The 17,853-nt window shown below is 63.7% G+C and carries 12 protein-coding genes; 3 read left to right on the plus strand and 9 right to left on the minus strand.

What is annotated here, in order from left to right; genetic code table 11:
• The first annotated feature begins 2 nt into the window (after positions 1 to 2).
• Genes trpA through BC360_RS09665 form a run of 3 tightly spaced genes read left to right on the plus strand, consistent with a single transcriptional unit; the run spans position 3 to position 3,181 of the window.
• Positions 3 to 842, plus strand: a complete 840-nt coding sequence (trpA, locus tag BC360_RS09655) for a tryptophan synthase subunit alpha (protein ID WP_065795074.1) — start codon at positions 3 to 5, stop codon at positions 840 to 842.
• A 50-nt stretch (positions 843 to 892) separates the two neighbouring features.
• Positions 893 to 1,810: an acetyl-CoA carboxylase, carboxyltransferase subunit beta gene (accD, locus tag BC360_RS09660; protein WP_065781604.1), complete on the plus strand. Its 918-nt coding sequence runs from the start codon at positions 893 to 895 to the stop codon at positions 1,808 to 1,810.
• A 27-nt stretch (positions 1,811 to 1,837) separates the two neighbouring features.
• A complete protein-coding gene (locus tag BC360_RS09665) occupies positions 1,838 to 3,181 on the plus strand; it encodes a bifunctional folylpolyglutamate synthase/dihydrofolate synthase (protein WP_065795075.1) in 1,344 nt (447 codons plus the stop codon).
• Positions 3,182 to 3,310: 129 nt separating this feature from the next.
• Here the strand turns inward: BC360_RS09665 and trxA are convergent, their stop codons facing one another.
• The 9 genes from trxA to BC360_RS09710 form a co-directional block, all read right to left on the minus strand.
• Positions 3,311 to 3,634: a thioredoxin gene (gene trxA / locus BC360_RS09670; protein ID WP_065781606.1), complete on the minus strand. Its 324-nt coding sequence runs from the start codon at positions 3,632 to 3,634 to the stop codon at positions 3,311 to 3,313.
• An 86-nt stretch (positions 3,635 to 3,720) separates the two neighbouring features.
• Complete coding sequence (gene addA / locus BC360_RS09675; RefSeq protein WP_065795076.1) at positions 3,721 to 7,290, minus strand: double-strand break repair helicase AddA; 3,570 nt, start codon at positions 7,288 to 7,290, stop codon at positions 3,721 to 3,723.
• Complete coding sequence (addB, locus tag BC360_RS09680) at positions 7,280 to 10,462, minus strand: double-strand break repair protein AddB (protein ID WP_139109978.1); 3,183 nt, start codon at positions 10,460 to 10,462, stop codon at positions 7,280 to 7,282. The genes addA and addB overlap by 11 nt, the downstream gene beginning before the upstream one ends.
• Before the next feature lie 2 nt (positions 10,463 to 10,464).
• A complete protein-coding gene (locus tag BC360_RS09685; protein ID WP_065795078.1) occupies positions 10,465 to 11,196 on the minus strand; it encodes a nucleotidyltransferase family protein in 732 nt (243 codons plus the stop codon).
• A gap of 10 nt (positions 11,197 to 11,206) precedes the next feature.
• Positions 11,207 to 12,718 carry a tRNA (adenosine(37)-N6)-threonylcarbamoyltransferase complex ATPase subunit type 1 TsaE gene (tsaE, locus tag BC360_RS09690; RefSeq protein WP_065795079.1) on the minus strand — a complete coding sequence of 504 codons (1,512 nt, stop codon included), beginning with the start codon at positions 12,716 to 12,718 and terminating at the stop codon, positions 11,207 to 11,209.
• On the minus strand, positions 12,718 to 15,198 hold the full coding sequence (locus BC360_RS09695) for a PAS domain-containing sensor histidine kinase (protein ID WP_065795080.1): 2,481 nt from the start codon (positions 15,196 to 15,198) through the stop codon (positions 12,718 to 12,720). The genes tsaE and BC360_RS09695 overlap by 1 nt, the downstream gene beginning before the upstream one ends.
• Before the next feature lie 303 nt (positions 15,199 to 15,501).
• On the minus strand, positions 15,502 to 16,902 hold the full coding sequence (gene ahcY, locus BC360_RS09700) for an adenosylhomocysteinase (RefSeq protein ID WP_065781612.1): 1,401 nt from the start codon (positions 16,900 to 16,902) through the stop codon (positions 15,502 to 15,504).
• 168 nt (positions 16,903 to 17,070) lie between these two features.
• Positions 17,071 to 17,364 carry an HPr family phosphocarrier protein gene (locus BC360_RS09705; protein WP_065795081.1) on the minus strand — a complete coding sequence of 98 codons (294 nt, stop codon included), beginning with the start codon at positions 17,362 to 17,364 and terminating at the stop codon, positions 17,071 to 17,073.
• Positions 17,361 to 17,762 carry a PTS sugar transporter subunit IIA gene (locus BC360_RS09710; protein ID WP_025425343.1) on the minus strand — a complete coding sequence of 134 codons (402 nt, stop codon included), beginning with the start codon at positions 17,760 to 17,762 and terminating at the stop codon, positions 17,361 to 17,363. The genes BC360_RS09705 and BC360_RS09710 overlap by 4 nt, the downstream gene beginning before the upstream one ends.
• Positions 17,763 to 17,853 lie beyond the last annotated feature (91 nt).

Consider the following 17,853-nt stretch of genomic DNA (forward strand, 5'->3'; position numbering starts at 1 on the left):
TCATGACCGCACGCATGGACAGAAAGTTCGCCGATGTGGCGTCGGAAGGACGCCCGGTCCTTGTCACCTATTTCATGGGTGGCGACCCCGATTTCGAAACGTCCCTTTCCATCATGAAGGCGCTGCCGAAGGCCGGTGCCGACGTCATCGAACTCGGCATGCCGTTTTCAGACCCGATGGCCGACGGACCGGCGATCCAGCTTGCCGGCCAGCGTTCGCTGAAGGGCGGCCAGACGTTGGCAAAGACGCTCGAGATCGCCCGCCGTTTTCGCGAGGAAGACCAGCGCACGCCGATCGTGCTGATGGGCTACTACAATCCGATCTACATCTATGGCGTCGATCGCTTCCTCACGGCTGCGCTGGACGCGGGCATCGACGGACTGATCGTTGTCGATCTGCCGCCGGAGATGGACGATGAGCTCTGCATCCCCGCGCTGCAGAAGGGCATCAGCTTCATTCGCCTGGCGACGCCGACGACGGATGACCGTCGTCTGCCGAAGGTTCTCGAAAATACCTCGGGCTTCGTGTATTACGTCTCGATGAACGGCATCACGGGCTCGGCGCTGCCGGATCCGTCGTTGATTGCCGGCGCGGTAGAGCGCATCAAGACCCATACGAAACTGCCGGTCTGCGTCGGGTTCGGCGTCAAGACGGCGGAACATGCAAGAGCCATCGGTGCATCGGCCGATGGCGTCGTCGTCGGTACGGCGATCGTCAATCAGATCGCGTCGAGCCTGACCGAAGAGGGCAAGGCAACGGACGCGACGGTACCGGGTGTCGAAGCGCTGGTAAGGGGCCTTTCGGCTGGCGTGCGGTCCGCACGGCTCGCCGCAGCCGAATAATTGCCTATATTAGCGCGCACAACCCGAAGAAAATCTTCAGGAGTCTATAAGTGAACTGGATCACAAACTACGTTCGGCCGAAAATCAATTCGATGCTGGGCCGCAGGGAAGTTCCGGAAAATCTCTGGATCAAGTGCCCCGAAACCGGCGAGATGGTGTACCACCGCGATCTCGAGGAAAACAAATGGGTCATCCCGCAGTCTGGCTTCCATATGAAGATGCCGGCCAAGGCGCGACTGAAGGATCTGTTCGACGGTGGTATCTACGAGGCCCTGCCGCAGCCGAAGGTGGCGCAGGACCCGTTGAAGTTCCGCGATTCCAAGAAATATGCCGACCGGCTTCGTGACAGCCGCACCAAGACCGAGCTGGAAGACACGATCGTGGCCGGCGTCGGTCGCGTCCAGGGCGTCAAGCTCGTCGGCGTGGTGCATGAGTTCAACTTCATCGGCGGTTCGCTCGGCATGGCCGCAGGCGAGGCGATCGTGAAGGCCTTCGAGAAGGCGATTGCGGAGAAGTGCCCGCTGGTCATCTTCCCGGCCTCCGGTGGCGCTCGCATGCAGGAAGGCATCCTGTCGCTGATGCAGCTGCCGCGCACGACCGTTGCGGTCAACATGCTCAAGGAAGCCGGCCTTCCCTATATCGTCGTGCTGACGAACCCGACGACCGGTGGTGTGACCGCCTCCTACGCCATGCTCGGCGACATTCATCTGGCTGAGCCCGGCGCCGAAATCGGCTTTGCCGGCAAGCGCGTGATCGAGCAGACGCTGCGCGAGAAGCTGCCGGAAGGCTTCCAGACGTCGGAATACCTGCTGGAACACGGCATGGTCGACATGGTCGTCAAGCGTCATGACATTCCGTCGACGCTGGCCCGTGTGCTGAAGATCCTGATGAAGAAGCCGGCCGATGCGGTAAAGCTCAACGGCGGCGGTGCGGAACCAGCGGCTCTGCCGGTTGCGGCAAGCGCATAGCATACGATTCTATCGGGGCAGGGCGAGATGACAGCGGTGGAAGCCAGCGAAGCAGGCTACGAGATCGAAAAACTCCTTGCCTTGCATCCGAAAGGCTTCGACCTGTCGTTGGACAGGATAACCCGGCTTCTGGCCGCGCTCGGCAATCCGCAGGAGCGCCTGCCGCCGATCATCCACGTGGCCGGCACCAACGGCAAGGGCTCGGTCACCGCCTTCTCGCGGGCGGTGCTTGAGGCGGCGGGCTTGAGCGCTCACGTCCACACCTCTCCCCATCTGGTCAACTGGCACGAGCGCTACCGGCTCGGCGTCAAGGGCGGCAAGGGCAAGCTCGTCAGCGATCCCGTGCTTGCCGATGCGGTTCGACGCGTCGCGGAAGCCAATGGCGGCGAGAAGATCACCGTCTTCGAGATCCTGACCGCCGTCACCTTCGTCCTTTTTGCCGAACACCCGGCAGATGTCGCAATCATCGAGGTCGGTCTCGGTGGCCGCTTCGACGCGACCAACGTCATAGCCCGGCCGGCCGTCTCCGTGATAATGCCGATCTCGCTCGACCACCAGGCCTATCTCGGCGACCGCGTCGAGCTGATCGCGGCGGAAAAAGCCGGGATCATGAAGCGCGGCTGCCCCGTCGTCATCGGCCAGCAGGAAGAGGAGGGTGTCCGCGACGTCCTGACCTCGACCGCCGAGCGTCTCGGCTGTCCGACGTCCGTCTACGGTCAGGACTTCATGGCGCATGAGGAATTCGGCCGCCTTGTCTACCAGGACGAGCAGGGTCTGTCTGACCTTCCCTTGCCGAAGCTGCCCGGTCGGCACCAGTATGCCAATGCTGCCGCGGCCATTCGCGCCGTCAGGGCGGCCGGTTTCGACGTGCCGGATGCGGCCATCGAGCGCGGCGTTGCCGGGGTCGAGTGGCCCGGGCGCCTGCAGCGTCTTGGCAGCGGCAAACTTGCCCACTACGGCCCGCAGGATGCGGAGATCTGGGTCGATGGCGGGCACAATCCCGGTGCCGGCCTGGTAATTGCCGAAGCGATGGCGAATTTCGAAGAGCGGGAGTCCCGCCCGCTGTTCCTGATCATCGGCATGATCAACACCAAGGATCCGCTCGGTTACTTCCGCGCCTTCCTCGATCTTGCCGAACAGGTCTTCACCGTGCCGATCCGTGGCTCTGATGCAGGGCTCGATCCCGTGGCCTTGGCGCAGGATGCGGCCTCGGTCGGTTTCGAGGCGTCGGCCGTATCATCGGTGGCCGAAGCATTGACGGTCATTGCCAATCTGGTCGACGAAGACCCGGTGCCGCCACGCATCCTGATCGGCGGTTCGCTCTATCTCGTCGGCGACGTACTTGCCGACAACGGCACTCCACCGAAGTGATCGGGCACCCGTGTCGGGCATCGCATTGATCGTTGCAGCACGACATTCTCGCTGAATCTACCGGGCAGTCTTCAAGGCAAGAAAAAAGCCCGGCAAGCCGGGCTTTGAAGTCGCTTCGATAGGATTGCCTTAAGCGGACGCAGTCGAAATCCAGGACGTCAGAGCCGTCTTCGGAGCAGCGCCAACCTTGATGTCGGCAACTTCACCAGCCTTGAACATCGCAAGCGTCGGGATCGAGCGCACGCCATACTGCGCGGCCAGTTCCGGGTTCTCGTCGATGTTCAGCTTCACGACCTTGACCTTGCCGGCGAACTCGTTGGAGATTTCCTCAAGGCTCGGCGCGATCATTTTGCACGGGCCGCACCATTCAGCCCAGAAATCGACAACCACCGGCTCGGCGGCGTTCAGCACTTCCTGCTGAAAATTGGATGTATCGACTTTTACAGTAGCCATCGGCTGCTCCTTGCGTTCGAAATGTCGGTGTCCAGATGTTGTGTCTCATTTGAGACCGTCCCGCTGGATTTTCAATATCGGGTATCTCACTTTGTCGCGAGGTCTTCAAGGCTCCTGTCCAGCGCCCTATCCTCAAGCAGGTGGATGATGGGGCCTTCGGTGAAGATCAACGCACACTGGAAGCGGTGCGCGGGATAGAGCGGCCGCAGCAGCTCGCGATAGATCGCAAGCTGGGTCTTATAGGCAGCGGGGACATCATCGGGCGATGCCGGCACGCTGCGGTTGGTCTTGAAGTCGGCGATGGTGACAACGCCGTCCGCCACCGAAAGCCGGTCGATCCGGCCGGACACCGCGAATTCCCGGTTGCCGAGCTTCAAGGTGCCCATCACCGAGACTTCGGCACGGCTCGCGTCGGAAAAGAGCGATCGCAGGTCGCCATGGTCGAGGACCTGCAGCACCGCATCACACAGGCGTGCGCGCTGTGCTTCGGGCCAGCGCGGCACCGAGCGGGCGAGATATCGGTCCGCCGCCGCAAGGCGCTCGGAAGGGGCGATCGACGGCAGGACCTGCAGCAGCCGGTGCAGGATGGCGCCGCGCAGCATCGAGGCATTGGCGGGCGTCTTCTCGGAAAACAGCGCCGAGCCGACGATCACGCCGCCGTCGTCCTCATCGACCGCAATGCCGACGCCCGACGGACTCAGCGGTCGCGGCAACCGCCGCGGCGGCGGCAGCGGCGTGGAAAGCGCAATCGGCAGGCCGGTCTTCGTGGGGGCTGTGAGGTCGGAAGCTTCATCGCCTGACGGCACCTCGCGTGGCACATGCGCTTCTCGCCAGGAGTGCCCCGCCCATTCCTCATCTCCCGCCTTGAAGGTGACGGGCGTGCTGCGTCCATTGTCGTCCTGGGACAGGCTTGCCTGCACCATGGCGTGCCAGGTGTCGGCACTGGCCCGTTGCCCTCGATACCCGCAGACCACCAGCCGGTCGGCCGCCCGGGTCATGCCCACGTAAAGCAGGCGGCGGTACTCTTCTTCGGCCAGCGTCTTCAGACGCTCGCTGTCGGCGGCGATGAGCGAGTTCGATACCGAGCCGGGGGCTCGCCAGACGGGCAGGGGAAAGCTCGAGCCATTCGAAAGCGGCATCTCCAGGAAGCGAAGATCGGCCACGTGCTGGGCGTTGAACGGCTTGCCGCCGCCGTCGACCAGAAACACGACCGGCGCCTCCAGCCCCTTGGCCGCGTGCACCGTCATGATCCGGACTTCGTCGCGCTCCTTGTCCTGCTCGCGCTTGACGGTCGGCGCCTCGATTTCGAGCGTCGAGATGAAGGCCTGCAGCCCGGGCAGGCCGCTTCTTTCGTGTTCGAGTGCGAAGGTCAGGAATTCGTCGAGGATGTCACTCACTTCGCTGCCAAGACGGGCAAGAAACGCCGCGCGCCCCCCGTGGACGCCAAGCACGCGCGCATAGAAATCATGCGGGGCCAACTGCTGCGAGAGGGCAGTATAGCGAAGTAGCGTCTTGACGCTTCTTTCATGGGAGGAGCCTTCCTCGGCCGCGGAGTCCTGCAGCCTCTGCCAGAGGCTCGCGCCCTCATCCCGCCGGGCCGCCAGTTCGAACAACGTGTCCTCGTCGACGTCAAACAGGGGGCTCTTCAACAGCGCTGCCAGCGACAGGTCGTCCTCCGGCAGCAGCATGAAGCGCCCGAGCGCCAGCAGGTCCTGGATGGCGATATGGCTCGTCAGAACCAGCCGGTCGGCACCGGCGACGGGAATGTCGCTGCGTCGCTTCAGGGCACGCGTCAGCGCATTGACGAAGGCGTCGCGCTTTCTGACGAGCACGATCACGTCGCCCGGGCGCATGGCGCGCCGCACGCCCTTCTCGATGATCGTCTCGCGCCCGATCCAGCTGTCGAGCACGGCAGCAATGCGCCGGGCGAGAATGTTGACCGGTGCCGTTTCCGGCGTGGCATCGAAGGGTGCCGTCCATTCGTCGTCAGTCGCCGTCGGCTCGGCTGCGATCACGTCCCAGATATCGACGGCACCGGGATGGCCGATGCGGTTCGAGGCATGCACGACCGCTTCGTTCTGGGCGCTGAGCCCGCGCGCATGCGCCGGGTTGGCAAAGACGGTGTCGACGGCGGAGAGCACATCGACGGTGGAGCGGAAGGAGAGCTGCAGCCGGATCGGGCTGAATGCCTTGCCGCCGTTGCGAACGCGCCGCTCGGTCTCGATGCTTTCGCGCGAAAAGCGCTCCGGGCGGGCGCCCTGGAAGGAATAGATCGACTGCTTCTCGTCGCCGACGGCAAACATCGTGCGATCGGTGCCGCGGGCGCTGTCGCCGGAGAAGAAATCCGCCGCAAGCGCCTGGATGATCGTCCATTGCGTCGGGCTCGTATCCTGGGCCTCGTCGACGAGAATGTGGTCGATGCCCTGGTCGAGCTTGTAGTGAACCCAGGCGCTGACGTCGCCGCGCGCGAACAATGCGGCGGTGCGATTGATCAGGTCCTCGAAATCGAGCTGGCTGCGGGTGCGCTTGAGCGCTTCATAGTCGTTGTTGAGCCGATCGGCGAGCGTGAGCGCCGAGAGCGTCGCCTCGTACATCTGGACGATGCTCAGCCGGTCGGCGCAGGCGACCACATGATCGCGGGCGGCTTCGACGAGCTCGAGCAGGTCCGGCGCAGCCTGAAGCATGGCCTTGTTGACGAAGGCGGAATCGGCGCGCGGCTTGCCGGTGCCAGTAAAAAACAGCTCCTGCAGGCCTTCGTAGCGAGCCATAGGATCGACAAGCTTCGCCGTCGCGCGCAGTCCTTCGGCGAAATCGAGCACCTTGGCGCCGCCGGCACTGGCGGCAAGCGAAAGGTAACGTTCAAGGGCCGGACCGTTGAGGCCCGCAAGCGGCCACACGTTGTTCAGGATACGTTCGACGCTGTCATTGGGCTCAAGCTTGAGCGCGGCGCGCAGTTGCACCGCGATGCCGCCATGGGCATCGGCATGGTCGAGAAAAGCCTGTATCGCCGTGCGGTTGGAAACGATCGCACCCAGCAGCTTTTCAAGCCCGGTGTCGTCGGCAAGCTCGAGCACGGTGACAAAGGCATCGGCAAGCGGCGCATCGCCCTCTGCCGTCGTCGCCGTCAGCAGAGCGCGGCGAGCGTCCGCCAGCAGCACAGCCGCCGCCCGGTCGTCGAGAACCGAGAAATGCCCGGCAACGTTTGCCTCAAGCGGAAACTGGTGCAGCAGTGCTTCGCAGAAGGCATGGATGGTCTGGATCTTCAGGCCGCCGGGCGTTTCGAGCGCGTGGGCAAACAGCCGCCGTGCCTCCTGGAGCTTCAGGCGCGAGGGCCGTTCGCCTTCGATGGCCTCGATCCGCCTTTCCAGCGCCTCATCGTCGAGCGTCACCCATTCGGCAAGGCGCTCGAAGACGCGGTTGGACATTTCGGACGCCGCCGCCTTGGTATAGGTCAGGCAGAGGATGGCAGAGGGCCTGCAGCCCGCGAGCAACAGGCGGATGACGCGCTGCGTCAGGACATGGGTCTTGCCTGATCCGGCATTGGCGGAAACCCAGGCGGAGCGGGCGGGGTCGGAGGCAAGCGACTGCCGGCGCGATGTCCAGTCGAGCCAGGCTTCGGGCGTCCTTTCGTCGGGGCCGGCGCTTTCATCCCTCATCGCTGTCATCCTCGCTGTCGGCGGTCGACCATTCCGCAACACGGGCCAGATGGTCGTATTCGCCGCCGTAGTCGCGCTCCTTCTGGACGATCAGGCGTGAGGCAAAGCCGTGCCTGCCCGACATCAGTGCGGTCAGCAGCTTCCGCAGTTCGGTCAACGCTTCGTCGGCCAGTTGATCGGCCGATTTCGTTTCCTTCGCCCTGCTGTTTTCGTTGTTGACCGCTTCCACCTTGAAGCGGGCGCCGGGTTTCAACCTGATATAGAGCAGCGATTGCGGGTGGCCGGAACCCATGCCCTTGAACGCACCGGCCTTGAGCGCCGCAGCTTCGAGCGCAAGCTGCGGATCGAGCAGCACGCGCGCTTCCTTGATCGAAGGGCTGGAGCCGGTCTTGTAGTCGATGATCTCCACCGTGCCGTCGGTCAGCGTGTCGAGCCGGTCGGCGATACCGGTCAGGCGAATGTCGGCCACGCCGATGTCCATCGATGCTGCAACCTCGGTCAACGGCTTGCGAATAAACCGCGCCCGCTCCCGTTCCCAGGCGAGGAATGCCTTGCCGACGGCGGCAAAGCGCGGCCGCCATATGGTGTCGATATGGGCTGGCAGTCGCTCTTCGTCGAAGGCCTCGTTGAGCAGGCGGACCATCGCCTCGTCGGCGGCGGGCGACAGGATGTCAAAACCGCCGCGCACGAAGCGATCGACGATGCGATGATAGAGCGTGCCGCGTTCCGACGCACCCGGATCGCGGTTGAATGGGTCGAGCGGATGTAGCCGCAGGATCCGGCGCGCATAGATCGAATAGGGATCGCGGCGAAGCCGCGATACTTCGCTGAACGAGTACTTGCGCGGCTGCAGCTCGACCGGCGGCCTGGGTGCCGGGCGTTCGGCCAGTGCCTGGCGCCCGCCCTTGTCGAGCATTCGTGCCCACAGGAGATAGTCGCTGCCGTTCGATCGCAGGTTCTCTGCCAGCCGTTTACCGCCCAGCGCCAGCAGTCGCTGCAGCCATCGCGATGCCACCGTGGGCGCCGATCCCTGCCGCATCGAGCGGCTGAGGATGAGTTTGCGCGTACCGCACGCCATCTGGAAGTCGTGGGCGAGCTGGCCGATGCGGCGTTCCGGCGGCTCAAGGCCGATCCCGGTTTTCATCGTTCGGGAAAGGAAGGGATCATTGGCGGTTTGTCCCGGCCAGTTGCCTTCGTTCATGCCGCCGAGCACCACGAGATCCATGCTCTGCAGGCGCGATTCCAGTGCACCGAAGATGAAGACGCGGGGGTGGCGCATCGAGCGTGGCTTGACCGCCTCGCTGGCAGCGAGCGCCTCCATGATGTCGCACCATTGCGACCCGTCGGCGTCCATCTGACCCTCGGTCTCGATGATGCCGCGCAGCAGCGTTGCCAGGGCTTCGCCTGCCTCGCCGGACCAGAGGCCGCTCAGGTCGGCGCGCTCGTCGCCGCAGACCGCTTCGAGCGCCTGGCCGGTTCGTGTTGCCCATTCGGCAAAGGTGAACGTCTCGGAGAAGGGGCGGCGACCATCACTGCGCCGAACCAGCGCGCCGGCGAGCGGCTCGGCCGCCATTTTTACGCGGGCCGCCAGGTCTCGCGCTGCGAGGATGTCGTCGTCGGTGATGCCGATCCGCCATTCCGGCGGATGGCGATCCTTCTTGTGGTGGACGGCAGCCTGTTCGAGCAGCGGCTCCAGGAGCGAGATGTCGGCGATATCAGTGCCGCTGCGCAGCGCCAGGCGCTCCAGCACATCGGCGCTGCGGCGCATATCTGCCTTCGGCAGGCCGAAGCGGGCGAGCGGATGTTTGAACAGCGCCACCAGCGGCACCGGATCGCCGGGGCGCAGGCTCGCCTCCAGCAAAAGCCGCATCAGCGTGCCCGCCGCCGTGGAGGCGAGCGGCGTGCCGGCGGAATCGTCGGCTTCGATATCGAAACGTGCCAGTTCCGCACCGACTCGGCGCGCGAGATTTCGGTCGGGGGTGATCAGGGCCGCCTGGCTGTCGTCGCTGCCCTCAAGCGCCAGCCGCAGCGCGATCGCGATCGCGGTCGCCTCTTCGCGTTCGTTGGCGGTTTCGATCAGGGCGACGTCGCCAAACGCACGCTGCAATGTTTCGGGCTTGAGTTCGTTGCGGGTCTCGGTCCAGCCGTTTGTCGCCTTGGCGGGCAGCAGCGCATGCGACAGGATTTCGCTGCGATCTGTGAGCCCGGCATCGGCCTCATCGAGGGCCGGCACATCTTGGCGCTCGACATGCATGCGTTGCAGCAGGCGGTGAAAGCCATATTGCGGGTGGCTGCGGCTTGCCGGATCGGGTCTGCCGCCCGCGGTAACGGTCTCGCCGATGATCATGCCCCATTCGGCATCGGTCATCGTCTGGTCGAGCCCCGGCAGCACGATGGTGCCGTTGGGCAGCTTCTGGACCGCGGCAATCAGGGCGGCGGTCGCCGGGATCGAACCGGTCGAGCCGGCGATGATGATCGGCCCCTGGAGGGCGCCGGCGGCTATGCGCTGCGTCTCGGCCTGCAGGATGGCGTTGCGATGCCGCGCCGGCGAGGATTGCTTCAGTTCTTCCAGTCGCTCCGGCCAGTAGGTCCGGGCGATTTTCAGGAATTCGAGCGTCAGCTGCCACCACAGCGCATGTTCGCCGGCGTCGAGACTGTCGAGCTCATCCCAGTCGAGTTCTTCCGTCTCCATCGCGTCGATGAGTTCGGCCAGATTGCGCGCCAGCCAGATGGCGTCCGCCGGGCTTGCGGGGGCGATCAGCGGACTTTCCGCGTGAATGTCGAGCACCACCTTTGGCAGCCGGTTGCGCCAGGCAAGGATAAGCCGGCCGAGCTCGATGAGGCGCGCGGTGCCGGGCAGGGGCGGCGCCAGGTCGAGGATCGCCGGCACTTCCGCATCGAAGAAGCCGCTGTCGTCGTCGGTTTCGCCGAGTGCCCGGATCGTCGGCAGGATTGCCGAACGGCCGCCGAGCAGATCGACGAATTCGGAGCGCAGCACGCGGGCGGAGCGGCGGGTGGGAACGAAGATCGTCACGCCTGCAAGCGGCAACGGATCCGCGGGGTCGTAGCGAAAATCCGGTGTCAGCGTGCCGTCGCAGAGTTTGCGCGCCAGTGTCTTCAGGAAGGGCAGGCCCGGCGGGATCGTGAAGACGTTGGGCTCGCGATAGGACACGCTCACCCTCCCGGCTGACAGCGACGGATCGCGGCTTCAGCGTCTTCGATTGCCTCCGGCGTGCCCACCGTCATCCAGTGGCCGTTGAGCACAATGCCGAACAGTCGCCCTGCGGCAATCGCCCGATCGAAATAGATGTTCAGGTTGAACGCATCGTCCGGCGCATCGGCAAACAGTTTCTTATCGAGCGCGATCGCGCCGGCATAGACGACGGGATTGTCCATGCCCTCGGCATAGCGGACCAGGCGGCCATCGGTGCCGAGCGAGAAGTCCTTCTTGCCGTTGTGTCCGGTGGTATCCTCGTCGCGCACGCAAAGCAGCGCCATATCCATGCGGTCCGGATCGAAGAAGCCGGCGAGCCGTTGGAGATTGCTGGGCTCGCCCGTATCCTCGCCGACCCAGAAGAGATCGGCGTTCATCACCAGAACAGGCCCATCGGCAAGCAGCTTCAAGCCCTTGACCAGGCCACCGCCCGAATTCATCAGCGTGTCGCGTTCGTCGGAGATCACGATCTCGGGCGCCGCGCGCTGTGCCAGATGCGCCTCCATCTGGTCGGCGAAATGGTGGACGTTGACGGCTGCCCTGGTGACGCCAGCGTTCACCAGCAGATCGAGAACATAATCGATCATCGGCTTGCCGGCGATCTTCACCAATGGCTTCGGGATAGTGTTGGTGATCGGGCGTAGGCGGGTACCGAGGCCCGCCGCGAGCACCATCGCATTGCTGATCGACATTGCTTCTCTGTCAGTTCGCTGATTCGGGAACGATGATTCCCGTCTTCATACACCAGTCGCGCAAGGGTTTCAGCGCTTCGTGCAGGAGGGCGACTTCGAGATAGGCGAAAGTGCGCGGCATATGTTTCATGTAGCCGGGTTTACCGTCCCGCTGCATCAGCCGCACCCAGATGCCGACAAGCTTGCAGTTGCGCTGCGCCGACATCAGATGCCAGTCGCGAAGGAACAGGGCTTCGTCGAACGGGCCGGCGGCGCGGCGATCGCCGAGATAGGCATCCATCATTCGGCTCGCCAACGCCGGCTCGATCGTCACCCGGGCGTCCTGCACCAGCGACGCCACGTCATAGGCCGTCGGGCCGATCATCGCATCCTGAAAATCGATCAGGCCGATACGTTGGATACCTTTGTGTTCGGGACGCCAGATGATGTTCGGCGAATGAAAGTCGCGCAGCAGCAGGTTCTTCTCGGACGTCTCGAGGAGGTCGATGAGATCGTCCCAGATCGCGGCGTATTCCTGCTTTTCCTGTTCCGTCGCCGGCTCGCCGCGTTTCCACGGCAGGTACCAGTCGGTGAGCAGCCGCGTCTCGATCTTCATCGCCGTCCGGTCGAAATCAGGGATATGGTGCTCGACGCCGCCAGAGAGCGTGATATCGCGCCTTGCCGGTGTGGCATGAAGCCTGGCGAGCAACCGCGCGCCTTCGACGTAGCGTGCCTCGATCGGCCTTCCGGCATCGTCAAGGACGCCTTCGGAACCGAGGTCTTCGATCAGCAAAATTCCCTGGTCGAGATCGCGTGCGTAGATCGCCGGCGCCGCAAAGCCCCGTTCTCTCAGGAGCTCGTCGATGGCGACGAAGGGGATCACATCCTCGGCGAGATGCGCGAGTTGCTGGTAGTACTTGCCGTCCTCCAGGATGGGACCGGGCTTGTGCCGTGCCGCATCCATCAGGATCCTGGCTGGAAGGCCGTCTCGGCCGTCGACGCGCTCGTATGCCCGCACCGAGGCATCGCCGCTCAGGTGCCGTCGCCGCGCGTCCACAAAACCGTTTTGTGCAAGGAAGTCGCGGATCGCCAGCGAGCGCGCAATGCGCTGCTGGGCATCCTCGGGGCCGGCGATGCTGACGGTCCGTCCGGACGCCTCATGGGTGATCGACAGCACGATCCTGCTCACGGGCAACGCCTCATCGGCTCGCTCGGGCCATTCGACCAGGCAGATGCCGAGAGACAGCGCTTCATCGAAGCCGAGTTCGTCGAGTTCGCTGGCGTCGGCGAGGCGATAGAGATCGAAATGCGCCACGGGAATGCGAAGCTCGTAACTCTGCACAAGCGTAAAGGTCGGGCTCGGGACTTCCAGGCCATCGTCATCGGCAACGGCGCGCAGGAAGGCGCGTGCCAGCGTCGACTTGCCGGCGCCAAGATCGCCCGACAGGGCAAGGCAGTCGCCCACCTTCAGCGCCAGAGCCAGGTCTTCGCCGAGCCGGATCGTGGCGGCCTCGTCCTTCAGGAAGCGTTCGATCGGTTGCATTATTCCGCCGCGACGATCTTCGGGATCTCCGCCGAAGGAATGCGGCAGCTCACCTCGGTGCCTTCGCCCTCGTGGCTGCGGATCGATACGGTGCCGTGGTGAAGGCTGACGAAGCTCTCGACGATCGAAAGGCCGAGGCCGGCGCCGCCGCGCTGGCCGTGGCTTTCGAAGCGGTTGAACACCGTATCGAGCACATCCTGGGGGATGCCTGGTCCGCTGTCTGAAACGGAGAAGACGAAGTCTCCACCTTCGCGCCGGCAGGTCAGTTCGATGACGCTACCGTCAGGTGCAAAGTTGGCGGCGTTGGTCAAAAGCTTGATGAAGATCTGCTTCAGCCGCTGCTGGTCGGCGACCATGCGACCGAGGTTGTCGGGTGCCGCAACGCGCAGCGTCACGCCGCCTTCGACCAGCCGGTCCGCCATCTGGTGGGCGATGTCGTCGAGGAAGTCGGTGAGATTGATCTCCGACATGTCGAGCTCGACGATGCCGGCATCGACGGTGGCAAGGTCGAGAATGTCGTTGACGATGGTCAGAAGCAGCGACGAGGACGTGGCGATGTGGTCGACATATTCCGCCTGGCGATCGTTGAGGTCGCCGAAGGCAGGCGTCTTCAGCAGATCGGCAAAACCGATGATGTTGGTGAGCGGCGAGCGCAGCTCGTAGGACACGTGATGAACGAAGTCGTTCTTCAGCGCATCCGCCTTGCGCAGCGCATCGTTCTTCTCGGTCAGGGCCCGTTCGACCCGCACACTGTCGGTGATGTTGACGAAGGTCAGCATCGTCTGGGCGTTCGGCAGCGGAATGACGGCGAAGTCGAGGATCAGGCCGGTTCTGAGTTCAAGAATGCCACGGCTCGAGGGCCGCTCGTCGTCGAAACTGGTGATGATATGGGAGAACCGTTTCCAGCCGTCCGGCTGGTCGTAGGACATGAGGCAGGCCTGCTCGATCGCGCGGATATGGGTGCCCGGCTGCGCCTCGGTCTCGTTGATGCCCCAGATCGCGCGGAAGGCCGGGTTGGAAAGCCTGATGCGGCCATCGGGACCGAACACCGCCACGCCTTCGGCCAGATGGTCGATGGTCTCGCCCTGGACCTGCACCAGCGTGTTGTAGCGCGTTTCCAGATCGACCTTCTCGGTCAGGTTCTCGAACACCCAGGTGACGCCGCCCTGCGGCCGGGCCGTCGCAAACACCCGCAAGGTCTGGCCGTTCGGCAGGTGCCAGAGGTCGGATTGCGTATCGAGCGCCTGGTAGACGGAGAGCGCATTCGCCTTCCATTGTTTCCAGTTGAGCTGCTCGGGCAACTGACCGCCGGCGCGCAGGCGGTCGAGCACTTCGCCGTTGTCAGGCTTGCGCTCGAGGAAGCCCATGTCCAGATTCCAGAGGCGCTGGAAAGCCTGGTTGTAGAACTGCAGGCGCTGATTGCCGTCGAAGATGGCGACGGGCGTTGCGAGATGATCAAGCGTTTCCGCGTGGCTCTTGAGCGTGCGATTAAGCTCTTCCCGCACCGCCTCGACGCCGGAGACGTCGATGGCAATGCCGGTCGTTCCGGCTGGGCTGCGGGCGTCGACGACGTCGAGGAATGTGCGGTTGCCCCTGACGACGGTCGAAAGCTTGTCGCGGAACGGCGTGTCGAAGGTCGAGACGGCGCGGATCTTTTCGCGCGCAACCGTCGCCAGCAGTTCACGGCCCTCGGCAATGGCCGCAGCGACGTTGGGTGCTTCCACCGCATCGGCATAGGCCTCATTGACCCATGTCAGCGCTCCATCGGTGCCGCGCTGCCAGACCGGCAGGTCGATCGCGTCGAGCAGGGTGCGGAAGGACGTCAGCGAGTTGTTGAGGCGATCGCGCTCGAGCTTCAGCTCGGCGAGTTCGGCCCGCATGTTGTTGAGCGCGATGAAGCGCACGAAAGCGCGTCCGCCGGAAACGCGGCCTTGGGCTTCAAGGACCTCGTTGCGCTGTGTTTCGAGCACCAGATCGAAGCTGCGCGCCTGCGTGCGCAGAGTGTCGATCGCCTTTTCGAGCTCACTGGCGGAATGCGCCTTGATCCAGCGTCCGAACGCCAGGAATTCGCGATCGTCCGCCGGCGCCCCGGTTTCGGCCGGCAACTGGCCGAGCAGTTCGGCCCGTTCAGCCAGCCCGTCCCAGATGACGATGCGGCGGTTCTTGTCGGCAATGAGCGCCTGGAAGCGCGAGAGGCGTTGATTGGCGTCGGAAAGATCGGACCGCAGCTCGCGGTTTTCGGCTTCGATATTGCCGCGCTGGCGGATCAGCCAGATCGCCGAGATCATCGCTGCGGAAACGACGCCGATGAGGACGGAGAAGGTGATGACTTCCGACGAGCCGAAGATACTCGCCTTCTGCGCCGAGACCTGGGCGACCGCATCCGTTGCGGCGAAAAGCGCCGTGCAGGCCATCAGGCGGCGAAGGAGTACCGGGCCTCTGCGGCGCGCGCCCGATGAGGTTTCTTGTGCTGTTGTCATGGCGCTGCCGTCCCCATCTGCCCGAAGGGTGCTGCCGGCCCTGTAGTGCCATGCGCAGTTCCGGCGATCCCATGAAGGGTTCGCGTCAGTTCCGATTGCATCCCCGGTCTGTCTCCGTCTGTTTGCCGCTTGCCGACAAGACATCCCACTCGCAACGCCCGAAGGTCCGCACCGGCATCACGAATCAATGGGTTAGAGCATACTTCGTTGACGAATCGCCGGGAAGGGAGCCGCCCAAAAAAGAGGCCGCGCTCTCTTGTCAAGAACGCGGCCACAACATGTTGTGGATTGCCCGGGTAACGATTAGTACCGGTAGTGTTCCGCCTTGAACGGACCCTGCTGGCCGACGCCGATATAGTCGGCCTGTTCCTGCGACAGTTCGGAGAGCTTCGCGCCGAGTTTGTTCAGGTGCAGGCGGGCGACCTTCTCGTCGAGTGCCTTCGGCAGAACGTAGACTTCGTTCTTGTAGTTCTCACCCTTGGTGAAGAGCTCGATCTGCGCCAGCACCTGGTTGGAGAACGAGGCGGACATCACGAAGGACGGGTGACCGGTGGCGTTGCCGAGGTTCAACAGGCGACCTTCCGACAGAAGGATCATGCGGTTGCCCTTCGGGAACTCGATCATGTCGACCTGCGGCTTGATGTTCGTCCACTTCAGGTTACGCAGCGCGGAGACCTGAATTTCATTGTCGAAGTGGCCGATATTGCCGACGATCGCCATGTCCTTCATCTCGCGCATGTGGTCCATGCGGATGACGTCCTTGTTGCCGGTCGTGGTGATGAAGATGTCGGCAGACGAAACAACGTCTTCGAGCTGGACGACTTCGAAACCGTCCATGGCGGCCTGCAGGGCGCAGATCGGGTCGATTTCCGTGACCTTGACGCGGGCGCCGGCGCCGCTGAGCGAGGCTGCGGAGCCTTTGCCGACGTCGCCGTAGCCGCAGACAACGGCAACCTTGCCGGCCATCATCACGTCGGTGCCGCGGCGGATGCCGTCGACCAGCGATTCCTTGCAGCCGTACTTGTTGTCGAACTTCGACTTGGTGACGGAATCGTTGACGTTGATTGCCGGGAACGGCAGCAGGCCCTTGGCCTGGAGCTGGTACAGACGGTTGACGCCCGTGGTCGTTTCTTCGGTCACGCCCTTGATCGCGTCGCGCTGCTTGGTGAAGAAGCCCGGCGAAGCCTGGAGGCGCTTCTTGATCTGCGCGAACAGGATCTCTTCTTCTTCCGAACCCGGGTTGGAGAGAACGTCCTCGCCAGCTTCGGCGCGGGCGCCGAGCAGGATGTACATGGTCGCGTCGCCACCGTCGTCCAGGATCATGTTCGAGACGCCGCCGTCGGCCCACTGGAAGATCTTGTCGGTGTAGGTCCAGTATTCTTCGAGCGTTTCGCCCTTGACGGCGAAGACCGGGATGCCGCTGGCAGCGATGGCCGCAGCTGCATGGTCCTGGGTCGAGAAGATGTTGCACGAGGCCCAACGGATGTCGGCGCCCAGAACGGCGAGCGTTTCGATCAGCACGGCGGTCTGGATGGTCATGTGCAGCGAACCGGTGATCCGGGCGCCCTTCAGCGGCTTGGATGCGCCAAACTCTTCGCGGCAGGCCATCAGGCCCGGCATTTCCGTTTCGGCGATCGTAATTTCCTTGCGTCCGAAATCGGCAAGACCGATGTCGGCGACGATGTAATCCAGAGTGGTGGTCATGAAATTCTCCAGGCTAATCTCTTCAAGCCGCTCTGGCCCTCTGGCCATCCGGCGGCACGACAATGCCTCCCGCGCATACCATCGCGGTGAGAGTGCGATCGATCTATCAGGATTTCCGGGGCAGGGCAACCTCGATATAAAGAAGTCTTTATATCTTTATATTGTCGGTTACATTTCTTCGCCGAACTTGTCGCGCACCAGCGCGTCGAGCGCATTCAGCGCTTCTTCGGCCTGCACGCCGCTGGCGGTGACGTAAACGCTGGAACCGGTGCTGGCGGCCAGCATCATCAGGCCCATGATCGAGGTTCCCCCGACAGTGCTGCCGTCCTTCGACACAGTGATTTCGGCATCGTAGGCCTCGACTGTTTGGACGAACTTCGCCGAAGCGCGAGCATGGAGCCCGCGCTTGTTGACGATGAGAAGTTCGCGCGTCAGGGACATGTCGGGGCGATGGTCCATCATTTTCCACTCAGGACGCGGCTGGCGACATTGATGTATTTGCGTCCCGCCTCGGAGGCTTCCAGCAGGGCCTTGTCCATGTCGCTCTCGCCACGCACGCCGGCGAGCTTGATCAACATCGGCAGGTTGACGCCGGCGATGACTTCGACGGTGCCACTGCGCATGACCGAGATGGCGAGATTGGAGGGCGTGCCGCCGAACATGTCGGTGAGAATGATGACGCCGTGGCCCTCGTCGACATTGGTCACGGCGTCGAGGATATCCTGCCGACGCTGATCCATGTCGTCCTCGGGGCCGATGCAAACGGTCTCGATAGCTTTTTGCGGACCGACAACATGCTCGAGCGCATGCCGGAATTCCTCAGCCAGCTTGCCATGGGTGACAAGCACAAGTCCGATCATGGGTATCTTTTCTCCGACTGCACGCGCAATTCACTGATGGTCAGATATCGCAATGCAGCAATTTCGTCCACCTGTTGGGGCGGCCATCTTG

The organism is Ensifer sp. LC163, from assembly GCF_001695855.1.
Lineage (GTDB): Bacteria > Pseudomonadota > Alphaproteobacteria > Rhizobiales > Rhizobiaceae > Ensifer.